Source organism: Mesorhizobium sp. B3-1-8, from assembly GCF_006439495.1.
Lineage (GTDB): Bacteria > Pseudomonadota > Alphaproteobacteria > Rhizobiales > Rhizobiaceae > Mesorhizobium.
In genome coordinates, this window is record NZ_VFTK01000022.1 from 85,423 (window position 1) to 104,975 (window position 19,553).

At 64.9% G+C, this 19,553-nt stretch carries 15 protein-coding genes; 12 read left to right on the forward strand and 3 right to left on the reverse strand.

Annotation, left to right across the window (positions count from 1 at the left end; genetic code table 11):
• The first annotated feature begins 743 nt into the window (after nt 1–743).
• The 4 genes from FJ424_RS20750 to FJ424_RS20765 all read left to right on the forward strand — a co-directional run bounded on the left by FJ424_RS20750 (nt 744) and on the right by FJ424_RS20765 (nt 4,237).
• Nucleotides 744–938 (forward strand): hypothetical protein, encoded by a 195-nt coding sequence (locus FJ424_RS20750; protein WP_140652541.1) that lies wholly within the window; start codon nt 744–746, stop codon nt 936–938.
• Nucleotides 939–1,465: 527 nt separating this feature from the next.
• The gene (locus FJ424_RS20755) at nt 1,466–1,723 is read left to right on the forward strand and encodes a hypothetical protein (RefSeq protein ID WP_181181747.1); all 258 of its coding nucleotides are present in this window, start codon (nt 1,466–1,468) and stop codon (nt 1,721–1,723) included.
• A gap of 492 nt (nt 1,724–2,215) precedes the next feature.
• A complete protein-coding gene (locus FJ424_RS20760; protein WP_246677312.1) occupies nt 2,216–3,292 on the forward strand; it encodes a histidinol-phosphate transaminase in 1,077 nt (358 codons plus the stop codon).
• A gap of 27 nt (nt 3,293–3,319) precedes the next feature.
• Nucleotides 3,320–4,237, forward strand: coding sequence for an allantoinase PuuE (locus FJ424_RS20765; RefSeq protein WP_246677313.1), 918 nt, complete (start codon nt 3,320–3,322; stop codon nt 4,235–4,237).
• A 50-nt stretch (nt 4,238–4,287) separates the two neighbouring features.
• Here FJ424_RS20765 and FJ424_RS20770 read toward each other — a convergent pair whose 3' ends face one another.
• The 3 genes from FJ424_RS20770 to FJ424_RS20780 all read right to left on the reverse strand — a co-directional run bounded on the left by FJ424_RS20770 (nt 4,288) and on the right by FJ424_RS20780 (nt 9,579).
• Nucleotides 4,288–6,705 (reverse strand): FAD-dependent oxidoreductase, encoded by a 2,418-nt coding sequence (locus FJ424_RS20770; RefSeq protein ID WP_140652543.1) that lies wholly within the window; start codon nt 6,703–6,705, stop codon nt 4,288–4,290.
• A gap of 146 nt (nt 6,706–6,851) precedes the next feature.
• On the reverse strand, nt 6,852–8,507 hold the full coding sequence (locus FJ424_RS20775) for an ABC transporter substrate-binding protein (protein WP_140652545.1): 1,656 nt from the start codon (nt 8,505–8,507) through the stop codon (nt 6,852–6,854).
• A gap of 184 nt (nt 8,508–8,691) precedes the next feature.
• Nucleotides 8,692–9,579 (reverse strand): LysR substrate-binding domain-containing protein, encoded by an 888-nt coding sequence (locus FJ424_RS20780; RefSeq protein ID WP_140652546.1) that lies wholly within the window; start codon nt 9,577–9,579, stop codon nt 8,692–8,694.
• 170 nt (nt 9,580–9,749) lie between these two features.
• Here FJ424_RS20780 and FJ424_RS20785 point away from each other — a divergent pair, with 170 nt between their 5' ends.
• Genes FJ424_RS20785 through FJ424_RS20820 form a run of 8 tightly spaced genes read left to right on the forward strand, consistent with a single transcriptional unit; the run spans nt 9,750 to nt 19,549 of the window.
• Nucleotides 9,750–11,147 (forward strand): MmgE/PrpD family protein, encoded by a 1,398-nt coding sequence (locus tag FJ424_RS20785; protein WP_246677314.1) that lies wholly within the window; start codon nt 9,750–9,752, stop codon nt 11,145–11,147.
• An 8-nt stretch (nt 11,148–11,155) separates the two neighbouring features.
• Nucleotides 11,156–12,397 (forward strand): FAD-dependent oxidoreductase, encoded by a 1,242-nt coding sequence (locus tag FJ424_RS20790; protein WP_140652548.1) that lies wholly within the window; start codon nt 11,156–11,158, stop codon nt 12,395–12,397.
• A gap of 2 nt (nt 12,398–12,399) precedes the next feature.
• On the forward strand, nt 12,400–12,666 hold the full coding sequence (locus tag FJ424_RS20795) for a sarcosine oxidase subunit delta (RefSeq protein ID WP_140652550.1): 267 nt from the start codon (nt 12,400–12,402) through the stop codon (nt 12,664–12,666).
• Nucleotides 12,663–15,518: a 2Fe-2S iron-sulfur cluster-binding protein gene (locus FJ424_RS20800; RefSeq protein ID WP_140652552.1), complete on the forward strand. Its 2,856-nt coding sequence runs from the start codon at nt 12,663–12,665 to the stop codon at nt 15,516–15,518. The genes FJ424_RS20795 and FJ424_RS20800 overlap by 4 nt, the downstream gene beginning before the upstream one ends.
• The gene (locus FJ424_RS20805) at nt 15,519–16,106 is read left to right on the forward strand and encodes a hypothetical protein (protein ID WP_140652554.1); all 588 of its coding nucleotides are present in this window, start codon (nt 15,519–15,521) and stop codon (nt 16,104–16,106) included.
• A complete protein-coding gene (locus FJ424_RS20810) occupies nt 16,103–17,011 on the forward strand; it encodes a dihydrodipicolinate synthase family protein (RefSeq protein ID WP_140652556.1) in 909 nt (302 codons plus the stop codon). The genes FJ424_RS20805 and FJ424_RS20810 overlap by 4 nt, the downstream gene beginning before the upstream one ends.
• 7 nt (nt 17,012–17,018) lie before the next feature.
• Nucleotides 17,019–17,987, forward strand: coding sequence for a D-2-hydroxyacid dehydrogenase (locus tag FJ424_RS20815; protein ID WP_140652558.1), 969 nt, complete (start codon nt 17,019–17,021; stop codon nt 17,985–17,987).
• Between the two features lie 20 nt (nt 17,988–18,007).
• Nucleotides 18,008–19,549, forward strand: a complete 1,542-nt coding sequence (locus FJ424_RS20820; RefSeq protein ID WP_140652560.1) for a trimethylamine methyltransferase family protein — start codon at nt 18,008–18,010, stop codon at nt 19,547–19,549.
• Nucleotides 19,550–19,553 lie beyond the last annotated feature (4 nt).

The window sequence follows — 19,553 nt, forward strand, 5'->3', positions numbered from 1 at the left end:
GCTGCCAGCGCGGGTGTGTATCATTTTAATACAATCCTCAATTTGTAGACTCCTGCGATTTATTGGCGGCCATTGGCCTCGGTCCGCTTTATGGAGGGAAAGCCCCCGCGGGAGGAATACCAATGACCATCCAAAAGGAAGACTATCGAACCAACAGAGCCGACTATGCCATCGCATCGATGCAAGGCCAATCGGCCGCTTTTGATGCTCGCCATGAGAGACGGGAAAGCAAGAAATCCCTGTGGCTGAGAGATCGGCGGCTCGCCAGATTGGCCGAAAATCCGTGTGAAACCGTGCCAGGATCAAGAGCCAGACGGCGCGGGAATTAGCGCGCTGGTTGTCGTTAGCCGGTGCCGTGTCTCGCCCCCGAGACCCATCGGCTAGGCCCGGCGTTTGCTGGCAGCTGCCAGCCTGCCGGGCCGCTCCTGCTGTCCTTTGCTCATCGCGCCAGATCACCCGCTTCTCCCGCCGGATTTCGACAAGCCGCCGAAAGCGGATCGTATGGGCCTGCTCGCCGGTCGCGTGAAATAGCTGCGCGCTCATCCACTCTCGGCTGCCGCACTTCTGACAGCGCCTAAAACTGGGGAAAATGGCAGCCCAGGGTTTTTATGCGCAGCCGCTAATATTACGCTACGACTCAGCCGGCCTCCAGCCCTTGGCCGGTTAGGCCCGGCGGCCCGTCCGCTTCCTACCCCAACAGGCTGTCGGGCTGCTTCGTCGGAAAGATGCATCAGATACTCACAATGAAGGAAGTGACGCATATTCCGGGGCGCGCAATCATTAACATCCTCCGGGCGCTGAACTACGGCTCGCCTGAGCCCGCGTTCAGCGGAAAAGAGCAGGGTCCGCACCTGCGTAGCGTTTTGGTGCGGACCTTTTCCACGCCAGCCATTTCTCTCAGCGGTGACCCGGCTAATCTTCGCGGAATCCCGCAGTGAGGCGTGGCGCAGCATCTCCTCGCCCTTCCTTGGCGAGCCACTTGGGTGGCGGCGCGCCGGTCTTGCCCTGCACCCTGTTCCCAAAGCCGCTCTCGAATCGCCAAGTCATCTGGCATGTGCAGCCGGGGCATAAGCCCACTGGAGATCGATAGCTAAAGAAAGACCCGCCGACCGAAGCCGGCGGGCCATCTCCCTCATGCTTGCGCCCCTAGTTCCAGACGGTCCGCCGTGTCCAGGAAACCCTACGCAACCTCGTTTGTAGAACAAAATCCGGATGCTGCGCTGTAGCTCTGCGGCAACACTCGCCTCAGATGTGTCTCGTTTCGGGACGAAAGAGCCGGCACGCGAGGCTGAGGGAATTACGGTGACACTGCACCTTTTCCTTTTGCAGCCGGCCTCGGATTGCTGAATCCAGGAGCGCTGGCTTTGATCATTAGCCACCGCAATTCGCCAATCCGACGACGGGCATTTCGATTGCTCATGAGTTGAAGACAACAAGGGTAGAGACCGACGTTAGGCCCAACGGAATGGGCATTCAGTCCAAATTGCTGGTCTTCACGACGCCAAATAACCTCCCGAAAGGAAGGCAGGGGCACATGGCGGGAAAACGGGCAATTGCAGTCAAGGATTGGTCGTGCGCCATGAGCGACGAGATTGGCCGCGTGGTCTTGGCCATAAACTCGACCGAAGGTGAAACGACCTACGTTCTTATGACGGTCTTCCAAGCGGCAAAGATGGCCCAGGAACTGCGATCGCCGAAGCTGGTCCCCCGATACGACATCTAGCCATCTCTGGCTAAAACACTGAGCAGCGCATGGCGGGGAATCGGAACCGGCGGCCAATACCCCGCGAGGCGCCCAGTTGGGCCGCCTCATTCCTCCCCACTATTCCGCCTCCGTGCAGCAAGCTACAATCGCTCCTGCTTGCGATAGGCTGCGGCCGTGGGGATAACTTGGGAAAATACGAGGGCGCCAATCAAGCCGATCGTTGGCGAAAACGCATGAGACAAGGTCGCCGCTGGCGCCTGTCCGCAAACATGGTGATTTGGACATTCATCGTGCTTTTGATGACGGTCTCGATCGTGCTGATAGCGAACAAAGCTGGCTGGCCCCGCTAGTCGAGAAAAGAGAGCCTGGTCGGTCGCTGCCTCCACACCCCGCATGGGCCAAATTCCCATAGTCATTGTGCCGGCGAATTTTGCTTTGCGGGTTGGCCGCCCTGCCTTAGCCTCATTGCGGAAAACCTTGCCGACAAGCCGATAGCCGGACCTTTATACCGTGCCCCTGAAAGCCACCGCCCATATCGAGGCCATGTCCGCTTTCGCGCTGGCGAATTTCGGCGGGTATGACCGGCCGACGCTGGCCCAGAACGAGAGCGCCTTCCCGCCCAGCCCCAAGGCGATCGAGGCCGGCCGGGACGCCGTGGCGCGCTGCCACCTTTATCCGGACCCGGACTGGACCTTGCTGCGCGATGCGATCGCCAGGGCCTATGGGGTCGATCGCGATCTTGTCCTGTGCGGCGCGGGCTCGATGGAGCTGATCGCCTGCACCTTAACGGCCTTCGCCGGTCCGGGCACGCAGGTGCTGGGCACGGACTATGCCTATAACTTCGCCGCCTCGGCGGCCGCGCGCGTCGGGGCGACCTACGTCAAGGCTGCGGAGCGCGGCTTCGAGGTGTCGATCGATGCCATCCTTGCGGCTCTCACGCCGACAACGCGCGTCGTCTTCGTCTGCAACCCGGGCAACCCGACCGGCACGCGCATCAAGAACGCCGAGTTGCTGCGCCTGCGCGCGGCGCTGCCCGGCAACGTTCTCCTGGTGATCGACCAGGCCTATGGCGAATTCGACGACCAGGATCCGCAAGCCGTCTTTGCGCTGGCTGGGCGCGGCGACACCGTGGTCCTGCGCACCTTGTCCAAGGCCTACGGGCTGGCCGGCGCGCGCGTCGGCTGGGGGCTGTTCGCGCCGCAGGTCGCCGCCGAAGTGCGCAAGATGCAGAATTCCAACCAGGTCTCGACGGTCGGCCTCGCCATGGGTGTCGCGGCGGTCGAGGACCAGGCCTATACGCGCGGCATCGTGGCGCGCACCGCCGACATCCGCGAACGCTTCGCCCAGGGCTTGCGGGCCGCCGGATACGAGGTTCCCGAAAGCCGGACGAATTTCGTCCTGGTCCGCTTTGCCGACGCGGCGGCAGCCACCACCGCCGACAACGCTTTGCGCGGCGTCGATATCATCACGCGCGGCCTCTCCGGTTACGGCCTGACCGACTGCCTGCGCATCACGGTCGGGCCGCAGGATGTCATGGACCGCACGCTGCGCGCCCTGACCGCCATGCGCGGCCGGCAATGCTGGTAGGGCTCCATCCGAGGGGATTTTCAAGACGTGACGTCACATATGCCGTATCTGCCTGCCCGCGATTTCATCGGCTATGGCGAGCAGCCTCCGCAGGCTGAGTGGCCCGGCGGCGCGAAACTGGCGCTCAACATCGTCGTCAACTATGAGGAAGGCGCCGAATACAGCATCGGCGAAGGCGACGGCGTCTCCGAAGCGATCCTGTCCGACCTTGCCGTGGCGCCCGCCGCGCCCGGCCTGCGCAACCGCAACATGGAATCGCTTTACGAGTACGGTTCGCGCGTCGGCGTCTGGCGGCTGATCTCGCTGTTCCAGGACAAGGGTGTGATCCCGACCTTCTACGTCGTCGGGCGCGCGCTGGAGCTCAACCCGGCCGCGGGCAAGGCGATCGCGGCACTTGGTAGCGACATTGTCTGCCATGGCTGGCGCTGGATCGACTACGCGCCGCTCAGCGAAGAGGAAGAGCGCCAGCATATCGCCATGACGGTGGATGCGGTCCGCAAGGTCACCGGCATCGATCCGCAGGGCTGGTACACCGGCCGGCCAAGCCTCAACACGAGGCGGCTGGTGGTCGAACATGGCGGCTTCCTGTTCGACTGCGACGACTACAATGACGACCTGCCCTATTTCGTCGACGTCGGCGCCAGGCGGCACCTTGTCGTGCCACACAGCTTCGACAACAACGACAGCCGTTTTTCGCGCGGTTCGGGCCTGGAGACGGGCAGCCAGTTCTTCGAATATGTCAGCGACGGCGTCGACTGGCTTCTGAAGGAAGGCCAGAAGACCCCGCGCATAATGACGGTGTCGCTGCATTGCCGGCTGGCCGCGCGGCCGGGTCGCATGATCGGGCTGGAGCGCTTCCTCGACAAGGTCACGTCGAATCCGGACATCTGGGTCTGCCGCCGCTCCGACCTCGCCCGCCATTGGCTGGACCGGTTCTGCGGCTGAGCCGTCGGCGGCACGGTCGCCGCCGACCAATTCTCAAGCAATAGCGGCCACTACGACCGCAGCCGTTTGCCTTCCGGGTCGAACGGCGGATGCGCGAGCAGCACCGCGTCATGCGGCCGGCCAAGGATTGCGACGGTCACCTTGTCGCCCGCCTTGGCGGTTCCCGCCTTGACGTAGCCCATGGCCAGCGACTGATCGACGAAATAGCCATAGGCGCCGGACGACACCTGGCCGATCGGCGTGCCGTCCGGCAGGAAGATCGGCTCGCCGCCGGTGGCGTCGGCGTCCTTGGCCGAGACGGAAAGCATGATCAGTTCGTCCCGCGCCGGCTTGTCGGCGACGGCGAGATAGGCTTCGCGGTTGAGGAATTCCTTGTCCGTCTTGATCAGCCTGTCGAGCTTGACCTCCTGCGGCCAGTATTCCGGCGAATATTCGCGGCTCCAGCTGCCGTAGCCCTTCTCGACGCGCAGCGACATCAGTGCCCGCGAGCCGACCGGTCCGGCGCCGACTTCCGCGCCTGCCTTGAGCAACGCGCGATAGAGCTCGACCTGATCGGCTGCCTGGCAATGCAGCTCCCAGCCAAGATCGCCGGTGAAGGAGACCCTCAGCGCCACGACATCGACGCCGGCGACCGCAATCTGGCGCGAGCGCATGAACGGGAAGGCCTCGTTCGACAGATCGTCATTGGTCAGCCGCTGCAGCAGTTCGCGCGATTTCGGCCCGGCGACGTTGAAGCCGCCAAGCTCCTCCGTGCGCGAGCGGAAGGTCGTGCCCGCCGGCAGCGGCACGGACTTGAAGAAGCGCTGGTGGAAGCGCTCGGCCATGCCCGAGCCGATCACCATGAACTCGTCGTCCGCCAGCCTCGTCACGGTGAAGTCGCCGGCGATGCCGCCACGCTTGCCGATCAGCGGCGTCAGGCAGGAGTTGCCGACCTTGGCCGGCATGCGGTTGGCGAAGACCGCATTCAGCCAGGCTTCCGCGTCCGGCCCCTTCACCTCGTATTTGGCGAAATTGGAGATGTCGATGATGCCGGCATGCTCGCGCAGCATGCGGGCTTCGCGGCCGACCGGCGCCCACCAGTTCTGGCGCGTGAAGCCGATCGTCTCCTCGCGCGGCTCGCCTTCCGAGGCGAACCACAGCGGATGTTCCCAGCCGAAATTGAGGCCGAACACGGCGCCCATTTGCTTCTGCATCTCGTAGACCGGACGGGTCCGCACCGGACGGCCGGCGGCGCGCTCCTCGTTCGGGAAATGGATCTTGAAACGGTGGCTGTACTGGTCCTGCACGCGGGCCTTGGTGAAGGCCTTGCCGGCCCAATGGCCGAAGCGCGCCATGTCCCAGCCGAACATGTCGAGCGTCGGCTCGCCCTCGATCATCCATTCGGCCGCGAGCTTGCCCATGCCCCCCGACTGCGAGAAGCCGGGAATGATGCCGTTGCAGCAGAAATAGTTGCTGAGCTCCGGCACCGGCCCGAACAGCACCGCGCTGTCCGGCGACCAGATCATCGGGCCGTTGATCACCTTCTTGACGCCGGCGGTAGCGGCGGCCGGGACACGCTGGACGGCGCGCATCATGTTTTCCTCGATGCGGTCGAGGTCGTCGGGAAACAGCTCGTGGCCGAAATCCATCGGCGTGCCGTCCTCTGCCCAGAATTTCATGTTGCGCTCGTAAGCGCCGATGAGCAGCCCCAGGCCTTCCTGGCGCAGGTAATATTCGCCGTCGCGATCGGCGACCGACGGCAGGCGCCGGCCCATCGCGGCGATCTCGGGAATGGTCTCGGTGACGAAATACTGGTGTTCGGTCGGGATCAGCGGCAATTGCAGCCCGGCCATGGCGGCGACCTCCCTGCCCCACAGGCCGGCGGCGTTGACCACCCATTGCGTGCGGATGTCGCCCTTCGGCGTGCGCACGATCCAGCTGCCGTCCGCTTGCGCCTCGGTCGCCGTGACCGGTGTGAAGCGATGGATCTCGGCGCCGCGCTGGCGGGCTCCCGCCGCATAGGCCGCCGTCACCCCCGACGGATCGACATTGCCGCCCTCCGGCTCATACATGATGCAGCGAATGCCGTCGAAATCGACCAGCGGATGCAGCCGCTCGGCTTCGTCGCGGCCGACTTCGTAGAAATTCATCTTGTAGCGCCGCGCCTTGGCTTCCTGCAGCCTCAGCTGATGCTCGCGCGCTTCCGTCTGGGCGAGATAAAGCGAGCCCGGCTGGAAGATGCCGCAGCCCTGGCCGGTCTCGGCCTCCAGCTCCTTGTAAAGTGCCATCGTGTAATGCTGCAGGCGGCTGATGTTGGTGGAATCATGCAGGCCGTGGATGTTGGCCGCCGCGTGCCAGGTCGAACCGGAAGTCAGCTCGCTGCGCTCCAGGAGGATGACATCCGTCCAGCCGAACTTGGCGAGATGATAGAGGATCGAGCAGCCGATCAGACCGCCGCCAATGACAACGGCTTGTGCATGAGTACGCATATCGAGGTTTCTTCCCTTTGTTCGGCGACTTGTCTCGCGTTCTTTCGAAACGCTCTGCGAGTTGGTTTAGCCGACTGGGCAATCACAGTCGCCGGCGAATTCAGGGGCGCAACACGCCCCTGAGATACTTGTTGCGATTGACCGCTTCAGGCCTTGTCCAGCCAGACCTTGTCCAGCTGCAGTTCAAACGTCTGATGCATGCCAAGGTTCTTCACATAAGCGGCGTGGTGACGGTAGAGCGAGCGCCAGAACGCCTGGACGAGGATGCCTGAGTCCTGCAGGATGAACTCGACGTCCTTCATCAGTTCCTTGCGCTTCTCGGGGTCGGCGATGGCCATCGCCTCGTTAAGCTTCTTGTCGAAGTCCGGATTGGCGTAGCCGGACTCGTTCCACGCCTCGCCGCTGCGATAGGCGATCGCCAGCACCTGCACGCCCAGCGGCCGCATGCCCCAGTCGGTGGTCGACCACGGATATTTCGTCCAGTCGTTCCAGAACGAAGAGCCCGGAATGATGGTGCGCTTGACCTTGAATCCGGCGTCGCGCATCTGCGCGGCGACGACGTCGGCCGGATCTTTCACATAGTCGGCGTCATAGGAAATGAGCTCGAACTCGTGGTCTGTCTGGCCGGCCTCGGCCATCAGCGCCTTTGCCTTGGCGAGGTCGCGCGGGACTTTCGGCAGCGCGTAATACTCCGGATGGATCGGACAGACATGATGGTTTTCGGCGACTTGGCCGAGGCCGCTGTAGCCGAGCTTCAGCACCGTCTCGTTGTCGACCGCGAGTTGGATGGCGTTCCGCACCCGCTTGTCGTCGTAGGGCTTGTTGGTCACGTTGGTGCGCAGCACGATCGTGCCGGCGGTGACCACCTGCTCCTTGACCAGACCCATGCTGTCATAGAGGTCGACGGTGCCGCCGACGGTCTGGTAGTTGCAATCGATCTCGCCCGCCTCGAAGGCGCTGCCGATGGCGGGGTTGGACGCATCCGAGCCGTAGTCGGTCCAGTCGACGCCATCGAGATAGGGCTCACCGCCGAACCAGGTGAAGTCCTTGCGCCGCCGCACCGAAGCCGACTCGCCGACCTTGTAGGAGATCAGTTCATACGGGCCGGTGCCGGGCGTCTTGAGCATGTCGGCGCCGTTCTTGTCGAAGTCGCGATGGACGATGACCGCCGGATAATCGGAGAAGCCCGGGATGATGGTGACGTCCGACTGGTTGCATTTCAGCTTCACCGTGTGGTCGTCGAGCTTGGTGATGGCGCCGGCGGCGGCCTTCTTGGTGGCGGGATCGATCAGCGAGCCCATGCGGCCGGCCATCGAATTGCCCTCGGCCGCCTTATCGCACCAGCGTTCGATATTATGGACGATGTCGTCGGCGTTGAAGTCGTCGCCATTCGACCATTTCACGCCCTTGCGCAGATGCAGCGTGTATTCGGTGGCGTCGTCGCTCACCTCCCAACTCTCGACCAGATGGCCCTCGAAGGTGAAATCGGTGGTGTAGCGGATCATGTAGTCGTTGCACTGGCGCATGACATTGGCGATTTCCGACCAGTCCCAGGCGCGAGGATCCTTCATGTCCTTGATGATCATCTGCATCTTCAGGATGCCGCCCTTCTTGCCGGGCACGATCGCGGCGGCCTTGGCCGGCTCGATCCCCGCCATGGAGTAGGCGAGCGCCGTGGAAGCGCCCATCACGCTTGCCATGGCCAGGAATTCGCGGCGGTCCATCCGGCCGCTTTTGACTTCGGCTGCGTAGCTTTCGATGACCGTCGGGACGCGGTCACCGTTGCTCTTGAACATTGTCATCGTTGTTCTCCGGTTCAGGGCTTTTCCGCCCGTTACATTCCCCTTGCGGATACGCATGTTAGGGGCGATGCAAAAATCCCGGAAGGGCTCGGCCTTTCACAAACCGCAGAAAGCCGGCCTTAAAGGCCTAAAAAAACAATGCCATTGGCCCGTCAAATTTTTGAAGGCGATGACGCTGCCGCGTTCAGGCAGCGTCTTCCCTGGCCCTGGACAGGATCCATTCCTTGACCGTGCGCGCGATGTTTCCCTTGGAAAGCTGGCTCTCGGTCAGATAGTAATTCCAGGGGCTTGGCGGCCGGACCGGAAACGGCTCGACGAGCAGCCCTCGGCGCATATAGGCATGCGCGAGCGAGCGCTGCGTGGCGACGAGGCCGGCCCCCATGGCGGCAAGCTCGAGCGCGATGTTGGAAGCATTGGTCGACAGGCCCTTGTCGTGGTCTTCCAGGTCGACGCCGAGCGCATCGGTCACCACCTGCCAATATTCCTGGCGGCCATGCACGAAGATCCAGTCCACCTTGAGCATATCCTGCGGCGTCTTCAGCGCATGCTCGCCCTCGAGCACGGCTGGAGCGCAAAGCAGAACCAGTTCGTCGTTCCAGAGCGGGATTGCCGAAGGCGGCCTGTCGTCGAAGCGCCGCGTCGAGATGGTGATGTCGGCGATCTGCTCGCTCAAGTCTTCCCAGATCGTGCCGTGCAGCACGATCTCGATCTCGGGGTGCTTCTTGCGGAAGGCGGCCATGCAGCCGGCCAGCCAGTTCTCGGCAAGGCTCATCGGGCAGGAAACGACCACCGTGCGGTTGCGCGAGGACGCGACGATCGCCTCGGTCGCCTGGTCGATCTGGTCAAGCGCCTGGCGCAAGGTCGGCAGGAACGCCTCCCCCATCTCGGTCAGCTTCAGGCTGCGCGGATAGCGAATGAACAGCTGCCGGCCGATATAGTGTTCGAGCGCACGCACATGCGTGCTGACCGCCGCTTGCGTATAGCCCAGTTCCTTGGCCGCCGTGGTGAAGCTCAAATGGCGGGCCGAACTCTCGAACGAGCGGATATAATTCAACGGGGGCGGCGGCTTCATCCGGGTCTCCTGCTCCACGATCGCCATAGCTATCGCATGGGCAACCGGCCATTCAATCGCAGACAAGCGACATGGCATCAATATTTTTGGTCAAAGCCGCCAAACTAATCGCGTGCTTGCGCGATGAACCCAATTTATTGATGTTGTGGAGAGACAGGGGAGATAAGCGCGTGGCTGTGCCGTCATACCGGCGTGAGGGGCCTGTCGTCAGTTCCGATACGTTCACGCGCCTCGCCGATTTCGTGCTGCGGCGCCCCGCTTCCGTCTTTCCCCTACCGGTGCTGGCACAGGCGCGCTACCTCCTGCTCGACACACTCGGCATCGCCATCGCGGCCGGGCCGATGGACGCGGGCCGGATCGCGCGCGACGCCGCCATGCTGCTCTATGGCTCAAGCGATCCGCAATACTCGGCCCGCATGCTGTTCGACGGACGCCGCGCCAGCATCGCCGGCGCGGCCTACGCCGTCGCCACGCAGACCGATAATCTCGACGGCCACGACGGCTACAGCCCGACCAAGGGCCATATCGGCGTCGCGGTCGTGCCGGCGCTTGCCGCGCTCGCGGAGACGAGGCCCGACCTTACCGGGCCGAAGGCGCTGGCGTCCCTGGTCGTCGGCTACGAAGTCGCCGGCCGGGCCGGCATCGCCTTGCATGCGACGGTGAGCGACTACCATACCTCGGGCGCGTGGAATGCCTTGGGCGTGGCCGCCGTCGCGGCACGCCTGCGGCGGCTCGACGAAACGCAATTGCGCGAGGCGCTCGGCATTGCCGAGTATCACGGCCCGCGCAGCCAGATGATGCGCGAGATCGCCACGCCGACGATGCTGCATGACGGCTCCGGTCCCGGCGCCCTCATCGGCCTTTCGGCGGCGGTGCTCGCCGAACGCGGCTTCACCGGCGCGCCGGCGATCACGGTAGAGGCACCGGACGTCGCGACGCATTGGCAGGATCTCGGCGTCTTCTGGCAGGTGCTGCACCAATATGTAAAACCCTACCCGATCTGCCGCTGGGCGCATGCGGCGATCGACGCGGTGCGCGGGCTCTGCCTGGCGCACAATCTCGCTCCGTCCGACATCGCCCGCGTCCAGGTCAACAGCTTCCATTATGCGGCGACGCTGTTCGACGGCATGCCGGACACCACCTCGAAGGCGCAATACAGCCTGCGCTTCGCCGTCGCTACCTTCATCATCCATGGGCGCATCGGACTGGAGCATATTTCCGGCGCCGGGCTCGCCGACGCCGCGGTCGCCGACATGCTCACCCGCATCGCGGTGACCGAATCCGAGCGCCACAGCGCCCGCTTCCCGGCCGGCCGCTGGGCGGACGTCGTCATCTCGACCACGGACGGACGCGTGCTGGCGTCGGGCGACGTGCATGCGCGCGGCGGCCCTGAGGCGCCGATGACGGTGCTGGACGTCGAGGCCAAATACATGGAGTTCGCCGCACCAGTGCTCGGAACCGACCGCGCCGCGGCGATCCGCGACGCGGTGCTCTCCCTCGACGACCGCGACAGCCGCTTCTCCGATCTCTCGGCGCTGCTCTACGATCCTCCCAAGACTTTGAGCTGAGCCGTGCAATGCCCCTCAGGCTTCTGAAATACGGTCTCAGCAGGGACTATCCGGTCAGCGGCGACATCCCCGCCACGCCCGAGCTGAAGCCGGCCTACGACGTCGTCATCATCGGCGGCGGCGGGCATGGACTGTCCTGCGCGCATCATCTTGCCAAATATCACGGCATAAAGAGTGTTGCGGTGCTGGAGAAAGGCTACCTCGCCGGCGGCAACACGGCGCGCAACACCACCACCATCCGCTCCAACTACATCACGCCTGAAGGCATCGCCTTCTACAAGGAGGGCGTCGAACTGTTCGAGCGCCTGTCGCAAGAACTGGACTTCAACGTCATGTTCTCGCAGCGCGGCCAACTCACGCTTGCGCATAGCGAGGCGACGATGCGCAGTTTCCACATGCGCGCCGAAATGGGCAAGCATATGGGCACGCGCACCGAGGTCGTCGACCAGAAGGGCGTCGAGGAACTCTGCCCGCTGCTGAATATGGACTATGGCGGCCCGCTCGAAATCCTCGGCGGGCTCTGGCATGCCGACGGCGGAACGGCGCGCCACGACCCCGTCGCCTGGGGCTACGCCGCCCAGGCGTCGCGGCGCGGCGTCGAGATCCACCAACGCACCGAGGTGCTGGGCTTCGAGGTCGTCGGCGACCGGGTCCAGGCGGTCAAGACGAACAGGGGCCGCGTCGCCTGCGGCCAGGTGCTGGTCGCCACCGGCGGCATGAACTACGACGTGGCCCTGATGGCCGGCGTCGAGCTTCCCATCCGCTGCTATCCGCTGCAGGCGATGGTGACGCAACCGTTGAAGCCCTGGCTGCACACGCTGGTCTCGTCGGTGTCGCTGCACACCTATCTCGTGCAGTCGTCGCGCGGCGAGGTCGTCATCGGCGGCGGCTCCGATCCCTACCAGCTCTATTCGACGCGCTCGACACTCGACATGAAGGAGCACCTCGCCGAAGGCGCCGTCCACCTGTTTCCTTTCCTGCAAGGCGTGCGCCTGCTCAGGCAATGGGCCGGCATCACCGACATGACGCCGGACTACAGCCCGATCATGGGCGCGAGCCCGCTCGCCAATCTGTGGCTCGACTGCGGCTGGGGCACATGGGGCTTCAAGGCGACGCCGGTCGCTGGAAAGCGCATTGCCCAGACCATCGCCGAAGGCCGTGTGCCCGATATCCTGAAACCATTTGCATTGGAGCGGTTCGAGACCTTCAGGCTGCTCAATGAAATGGGCGCGACCGCGGCGAGCCATTGACGATGAAGCTTTTGACCTGCCCGATGAATGGCCCGCGCAACATCGACGAGTTCCAGTCCTTCGGACCGGTGCGCGCGAGGCCGGATCCGAACGACACCGCAGACAGGGAATGGTCGCGGCACCTGTTCCGCGCCGAAAACCGCAAAGGCATCGTGGTCGAGTGGTGGCGGCACGTGCCGAGCAACTATTTCTTCCTGGCCGAGCGCGATCTCGTCAGCAACGAGATCATCCGCACCTTTGACGCTTCCGAGCAGCGGGACCGCGCATGAACCGGCTGCCCGCCCCTTTCGGAAGCCGGATCGATCGAAGCCGCCGCATCCGCTTCACCTTCGAGGGCAAGCCCTTCGAGGGCTACGAAGGCGACAGCATCGCCAGCGCGCTCGCCGCCTCCGGTCAATGGGTACTGTCGCGCTCGTTCAAATATCACCGCCCGCGCGGCATCCTGTCGATGACCGGAGCCGACGCCAACGCGCTGGTGCAACTGCCGTCGGAGCCGAACGCCGCCGCCGAGCGCACGCCGATCAGCGAAGGGCTGCGGGTCAGCGCTCAGAACGTCAACGGCTCGCTCGAACGCGACCGCGACGCCGTGATCGACAGGTTCGGCCGCTTCCTGCCGGTCGGCTTCTACTACCGCACCTTCATGGGTCCGCGCCGCGACAGCTGGCTGAAATTCTGGGAGCCGATCATCCGCCGCAAGGCAGGCCTAGGCGTGGTCGACACCAAGGCTCCACTTCGGCATTTCGACAAGACGCACCTGCATTGCGACGTTCTCGTCGTCGGCGCCGGCCCGGCGGGACTGAGCGCCGCGATTGCCGCAGCGGAGGCAGGAGCCGACGTTGTGCTGTGCGACGAGAATCCCGAGATCGGCGGCTCGCTGAGCTGCGGCCGCTGCGATCCAGCCATCCTCTCCGGCCTGTCATCGCGGCTAGAGGCGCTGCCCAATCTCAAGGTGCTGACCGGCACCGTCTGCAATGGCTGGTACGAAGACAACTGGCTGCCGCTGATCGAGGGCAATCGGCTTCATCGCACGCGTGCCCGCGAGGTGATCCTGGCGACCGGCGCCATCGAGCAGCCGGCCGTCTTCCGCAACAACGACCTGCCGGGGATCATGCTCGGCGGCGCTGCCCAGCGGCTGATCCGGTACTATGGCGTGCGGCCCGGTCACAGCGCCGTGGTGCTGGCCGCGAATGAAGACGGCTACCGGACGGCGCTCGATCTGCTGGACGCAGGCGTATCGGTCGTCGAGCTCGTCGATCCGAGACCGGTCGGCGATGCCGGCCCGCTGGAGGCCGAACTCCGCGGCAAGGGTGTCGCCATCCGGAAAGGCGCAACCGTCGAGGCGGCGGAAGGCATGGCCGGAAACCGCCATCTTGCCCGCGTCCGTGTCGGCGGAAGCTGGATCGCCTGCGACCTGCTGGCTGTTTCGACCGGCCAGGCGCCGGCATGGCAATTGCCGTGTCAGGCCGGCGGCAAGGTCGGCTATGATGCCGGCACGCAAACGATGACGATCACGCTCCCGGAAGGTCCCGTCCAACTCGCCGGCGCCGTTGCCGGAACGGACGAGTTGCAGGACGCCATCGCCAGCGGCCGGCATGCAGCTGCAACCGCGCTTTCGCGGATCGGCCATGTAGTTGCGGTAGAACCTCCGGTCACGCCGAAGAGCGTTCGGCCGCGCTATGTGCAGCCGATCGCCGCCGATCCCAAGGGACGCGACTTCGTCGATTTTGACGAGGACCTCCAGGTCAAGGACCTGCAGAACGCGACCAAGGACGGCTATCGCGAGATCGAGCTGGTCAAGCGCTTCACCACCGTCGGCATGGGCCCGAGCCAGGGACGTCATTCGGCCCTGGCGACGGCCCGTATCGTCGCCGAGGCAACCGGTAGGACTGTCGGCGAGATCGGCATCACCACGGCGCGTCCTCCGGTCGGGCCGGAAACGCTCGGCGTGCTCGCCGGCCACCACGAGGTGCTGGAGCGCCGCACCGCGCTGCATGCGCGGCACGTCGCGCTGAAGGCTGCGATGAAACCGGTCGGCGCATGGTGGCGGCCTTATTACTATGGTGACGCAGGCGGTGCTGAGGAAGCGGTCCGCGAGGAAATCCTCGCCGTGCGCGAAGGCGTCGGCCTGCTCGACGTCTCGACGCTCGGCAAGCTGGAGATCCGTGGGCCGGACGCCGGTGAATTTCTCGACCGCCTCTACACGATGGCGCATGCCAACCAGCCCACCGGCCGCGTCCGCTACTGCCTGATGCTCAACGAGATGGGCTCGGTGATCGATGACGGCGTCGCCTACCGGATGGCTGAGGACCAGTTCTATGTGACGGCCACCACCGGCGCGGTGGCGCGCGTCTATGCCGACATGCTGTTCTGGAATGCCGAATGGCGGCTGAAGGTCGACGTGCTCAACCTGACCGGCGCGTTTTCCGGCCTCAACGTCACCGGACCCAAGGCGCGCCTGGTGCTTGAGGCGCTGGACAGCGACATCGATTTCAGCCGCGGCGCCTTCCCCTATCTCAGCGGCCGCGAAGGCATCGTCGGCGGCATCCCGGTGCGGGTCATGCGCATCGGCTTCACGGGCGAGCTAAGCTACGAATTGCATTGCCCTTCGAGCCTGGCGCCCAGCCTTTGGGACGCGGTGACGGCGGCGGGAAGACCACATGGCCTGCGTCCCTACGGACTGGAAGCGTCGCGCATATTGCGCCTGGAGAAAGGCCATATCCTGATCGGCCAGGACACGGATGCGATCACCACGCCCGACGAGCTGGGCTTCGGCTGGGCGATCTCGAAGAAGAAACCGTTCTTCGTCGGCAAGCGCTCCATCGAGATGCGCGCAAGGCTCGGGCAGACCCGCAAGCTGGTCGGCCTGCAATTCCCCGCCGGCAGTCGCAACATTCCCGGCGAGAGCTGCCTGGTGCTGCGCGGCGGCGCCCCTGTCGGCCAGATCACATCGGTCGGATACTCGCCGTCGCTTGAGGATCATATCGCGCTCGCCTATGTCCATGTCGACGACCAGGCGGAAGGCAGTCGCGTGACGGTGAAGTGCCGCAATGGCGAGCTGGTCGAGGCCCCGGTCGTCGCTCACACCTTCTTCGACCCGACCAACGCGCGGCAGGAGATCTAGATGGCCGCCGGCACCGCGACACGCGTCTACCCCTTCATGCCCGGCGGCGCGGCCGACGGCACGAAGCTGATTTCCGGCGCGGCCGCGCTGAGCGATCTTACAGACAAGACGCGCTTCGGCCTGAAAGGCGGTGGCAGCGCCGCCTGGCTCGCCGCGCAAGGGATTCCGCTCCCGGCCGTCAATCGCATCGGCGACCACCGCGGCATGCGGGTCCTGCGCCTCGGCAACGAGGACATCCTGCTTCTCGCCGAGAACGCCGGCGAGACTCTCGCCCACGTCAAAAACACCTGGCATGCTGCGGTGGCGCCGAAAGGCTATTCGTCATGGCGCGAGGAAGGCTGGGCGTGGATGCGCCTTTCCGGTCCTCGCCTTGCCGAAGCGATGAGCGGGCTTTGCGCGCTGGACCTGAGACCCCAAAAATTCGGTGCAGACGATATCGCACAGACGCGCGTCGGCCATATCGAGGCCGTGACATTCCGTTCGCCGGCAGGTTTCGACATACTCTTCGACATCACCGCCTCGGCCTACTTCGCCCGCGCCGTCGCGGCGATGGCCGGCCACACAGACCAGCATAGAGGACATTCATGACCCGCCCGCAAGGAACCATCGCCCCGATCCTGACGCCGTTCGAAGACGACGGCCGCATCGCGCGCGATCTCTGGATATCCCACGCCAAATGGGTGCTCGGCCAGGGCGCGCATTTCCTCTCGCCCTTCGGCACGACGGGCGAAGCGCTGTCTGTCTCCCTGCGCGAGCGCATGCAGGCGCTGGAATGGCTGGTCGAGGCCGGCATCGCGCCGGACCGGCTGATGCCCGGCACCGGCGTCACCGCGCTGCCGGAAACGGTCGAATTATCGGCCCATGCCGTTGGCCTCGGCTGCGCCGCGGTCATGGTGCTGCCTTCCTTCTTCTACACCGGCGCCGGCGACAACGGTCAGGCGCGTTACTACAGCGAGCTGATCGAGAAGGTGGCAAAACCTTCGATGCGCGTGATCCTCTATCACATCCCGCAGAACTCGGGCGTGCCGGTCAGCCCGGCCCTGACGGCAAGGCTGAGCAAGGCATTTCCGGACACTGTGGTCGCCTACAAGGACAGCGCCGGCGACTGGAACAACACGGCCGCCGTTATCGCCGCCGCGCCCGGTATTTCGGTCTTTCCGAGTTCCGAGGCGCAGCTCACCAAGGGTCTGGCGAGCGGCGCGGCAGGCTGTATTTCGGCGACCGTCAATCTGAACGCCGCCGCCATCCGCCGCCTCTATGACGCGGCCCGGATGGGCGAGGACGTCGCCGAAGCGGATGCCGCCATCAAGACGTTTCGGAAGGTGATCCAGGATGCCGGGCTGATCCCGGCGATGAAGGCGGTGCTTGCGGTCAAGTCCGGCGACCGGCGCTGGCTGAACCTGCGCGCGCCGCATGAGAATGCGACGCTGGAAAACGGCCAGGCGCTGCTTGCCGCCCTCGGCAGCGCCGCCGACCATATCGGCCGCAAGTGAGGTCGCGATGTCGGCGCGCCCAACCGTCATCCTGCACACCGACAAGCCGGCCGGCGCGCTTGCCGTGCTTGCCGAAACGCATCCGGACCTCGATATCCATGCCTGCGACACTTATGCCGGCCTTCCCGCGCTGATCGAGCGGACCGCCGCGGAAGTGGTCTATTCGATCCGTTTCGACGGCACGCCGCGCTATCCGCGCCAGGCGCTCGTCGAGAGCCCGACGGTGAAATGGGTGTCGATCGGCGGCTCCGGCACCGACCATCTCGGGCGTTGGGATCCTGCGCACGTGACGGTCACGAATTCAGCCGGCGTCGCGGCCGGCATGCTGGCCGAATATGCGCTCGGCGCAATGCTGTCCTTCTCGCTCGACCTTCGCGGTTTCGAGGGCCGGCAGCAGGCCCGCCAATGGGGCGGCGGCCGCGTCGAGCCGATCGAGGGCAAGACCGTCCTCATCCTCGGTCTCGGCAAGACCGGCAAGGCCGTCGCGCGCCGCGCGCAGGCGATGGGTATGCGCACGCTCGGCATCCGCGCGCGGCCGAAGCCGATGCCCGCGCTCGACGAGGTGCATGGCCCCGATGCGCTGCTGACATTGATCGGCCGCGCCGATTTCATCGTCTGCTGCGTGCCATTGCTGCCCACAACGCGCGGCTTGCTTGGCAAGGCCGCCTTTGCCGCCATGAAGCCGTCCGCCGTGCTGATCGACATTTCGCGCGGCGGCGTCGTCGAGGAAGCCGCACTGCTCAACGCGCTCGACAGCGGGCGGATCAAGGGCGCGGCGCTCGATGTCTTCGCCACCGAGCCGCTGCCGGCCGGGCATCCGCTCTGGGCTTACGAGAACGTCGCCGTCACGCCGCATTGCGCGGCGGTCTATGACGGCTGGGACATCAAATCGGTGCGCATGTTCGCCGACAATCTGGCGCGCTACCGCAAAGGCCAGCCGCTGGAAAACGTGGTCAATCCGGAACGCGGGTACTGAAGCCGGAAGGGAACAAACTTATGTCACAGGACAGGCGTGGCGGCGGTCGCCGATCGAAACTCGGGCGCGGCGGTGGTGGCATCGCGCAACTGCCTTGGCAGAGCGTGAAAAACCCCTACCCGCCCATGCAGCTTCTCGACGAAGAGCGCATGGAACAGCTGCACAAGACCTCGATGCGCATCCTGTCGGAGCTCGGCATCCGCGTCATGAGCGAGAAGGTGATGGACCTGTTCGCCGCTGCCGGCGCCATCGTCGATCGCGAGGAAAAGACCATCAGGATCGATGAAAGCCTGGTGACCGAGGCCCTGCGCAACGTGCCGTCGTCCTTCACGCTGACCAGCCGCAACCCGGAAAAGCAGGTCCATCTCGGCGACAATTCGTTGGTTTTCGGGCTGGTCGCCGTCCCGCCCAACGTGCATGACCGCATCAATGGCCGCCGCCAGGGCAATCTTCCCGACTACCAGAACTTTATCCGGCTGGCGCACCACTTCAACGCCATCCACATCATCGGCAACCAGGTGGTGGCGCCGATGGAACTGCCGGCCAATGCGCGTCACCTCGACACTTACCACGCCAATCTGACGCTCAGCGACCTCTCCTTCCACTGCACCGCGATCGGCCGCGCCAGGGCAATGGACGGCATCAACATGATGGCGATCGCCCGCGGCATCAGCGTCGAGGAGATGCGGACTTCGCCCGGCGTGACCACCATTATTTCGATCAACTCGCCTCGGCTGTTCGACGACGCGATGGCCGAAGGCCTGATCGCCATGGCTGAGCACGGCCAGCCGGTGACCGTCACGCCCTTCACGCTGATGGGCGCGATGACGCCGGTGACGTTGGCCGCAGCACTCTGCCAGCAGAACGCCGAAGCGCTGTTCGGCGTCGTGCTGACGCAGCTCGTCAATCCCGGCACGCCGGTGATGTATGGCGCCTTCACCTCCAATGTCGACATGAAGTCGGGCGCGCCGGCTTTCGGCACGCCGGAGAACGCCAAGGCCAACATCATCGCCGGACAACTCGCGCGGCGCTACAACCTGCCCTACCGCACCTCCAACGCGAACGCCTCCAACGTGGTCGACCTGCAGGCGGCCTATGAGACCGAGATGGCAACCTGGGGCGCGGTTCTCGGCGGCGCCAACCTGATCTATCACGCGGCCGGCTGGCTGGAGGGCGGGCTGACGGCGTCCTACGAGAAACTCGTGCTCGACGTCGAGATCCTGCAGAACATGATGGAGTTCCTGCGGCCATTGCCGTTCCAGGAGGACGATCTCGGCTTCGAGGCGATCAAGTCGGTGCCGGCCGGCGGCCATTTCTTTGGCGCCGAGCACACCATGTCGCGCTACACCACTGCCTTCTACCAGCCGATGCTTTCCAATTGGCAGAACCATGGCGCGTGGCAAGAAGCGGGCGGCAAGGATGCGCTGGAGCGGGCGACCGAGCTCTGGCAGCAGGCCCTGCACGACTACGAGGAGCCGGTGATGGACCCCGCGATCCGCGAAGAGCTCGACGCCTATGTCGCGCGCCGCCGCGAGGAGATCGCCGCCAACCCGGAAAGCTAGGAAA

Excerpts from the sequence above, each read along its gene's own strand:
- FJ424_RS20805 (WP_140652554.1), top strand. The coding sequence starts at position 15,519 with ATGGCCGCCGGCACCGCGACACGCGTCTACCCCTTCATGCCCGGCGGC.
- FJ424_RS20810 (WP_140652556.1), top strand. The coding sequence starts at position 16,103 with ATGACCCGCCCGCAAGGAACCATCGCCCCGATCCTGACGCCGTTCGAA.
- FJ424_RS20755 (WP_181181747.1), top strand. The coding sequence starts at position 1,466 with ATGGGCATTCAGTCCAAATTGCTGGTCTTCACGACGCCAAATAACCTC.
- FJ424_RS20770 (WP_140652543.1), bottom strand. The coding sequence starts at position 6,705 with ATGCGTACTCATGCACAAGCCGTTGTCATTGGCGGCGGTCTGATCGGC.
- FJ424_RS20790 (WP_140652548.1), top strand. The coding sequence starts at position 11,156 with ATGCCCCTCAGGCTTCTGAAATACGGTCTCAGCAGGGACTATCCGGTC.
- FJ424_RS20780 (WP_140652546.1), bottom strand. The coding sequence starts at position 9,579 with ATGAAGCCGCCGCCCCCGTTGAATTATATCCGCTCGTTCGAGAGTTCG.
- FJ424_RS20775 (WP_140652545.1), bottom strand. The coding sequence starts at position 8,507 with ATGACAATGTTCAAGAGCAACGGTGACCGCGTCCCGACGGTCATCGAA.
- FJ424_RS20750 (WP_140652541.1), top strand. The coding sequence starts at position 744 with ATGAAGGAAGTGACGCATATTCCGGGGCGCGCAATCATTAACATCCTC.
- FJ424_RS20815 (WP_140652558.1), top strand. The coding sequence starts at position 17,019 with ATGTCGGCGCGCCCAACCGTCATCCTGCACACCGACAAGCCGGCCGGC.
- FJ424_RS20795 (WP_140652550.1), top strand. The coding sequence starts at position 12,400 with ATGAAGCTTTTGACCTGCCCGATGAATGGCCCGCGCAACATCGACGAG.
- FJ424_RS20800 (WP_140652552.1), top strand. The coding sequence starts at position 12,663 with ATGAACCGGCTGCCCGCCCCTTTCGGAAGCCGGATCGATCGAAGCCGC.
- FJ424_RS20820 (WP_140652560.1), top strand. The coding sequence starts at position 18,008 with ATGTCACAGGACAGGCGTGGCGGCGGTCGCCGATCGAAACTCGGGCGC.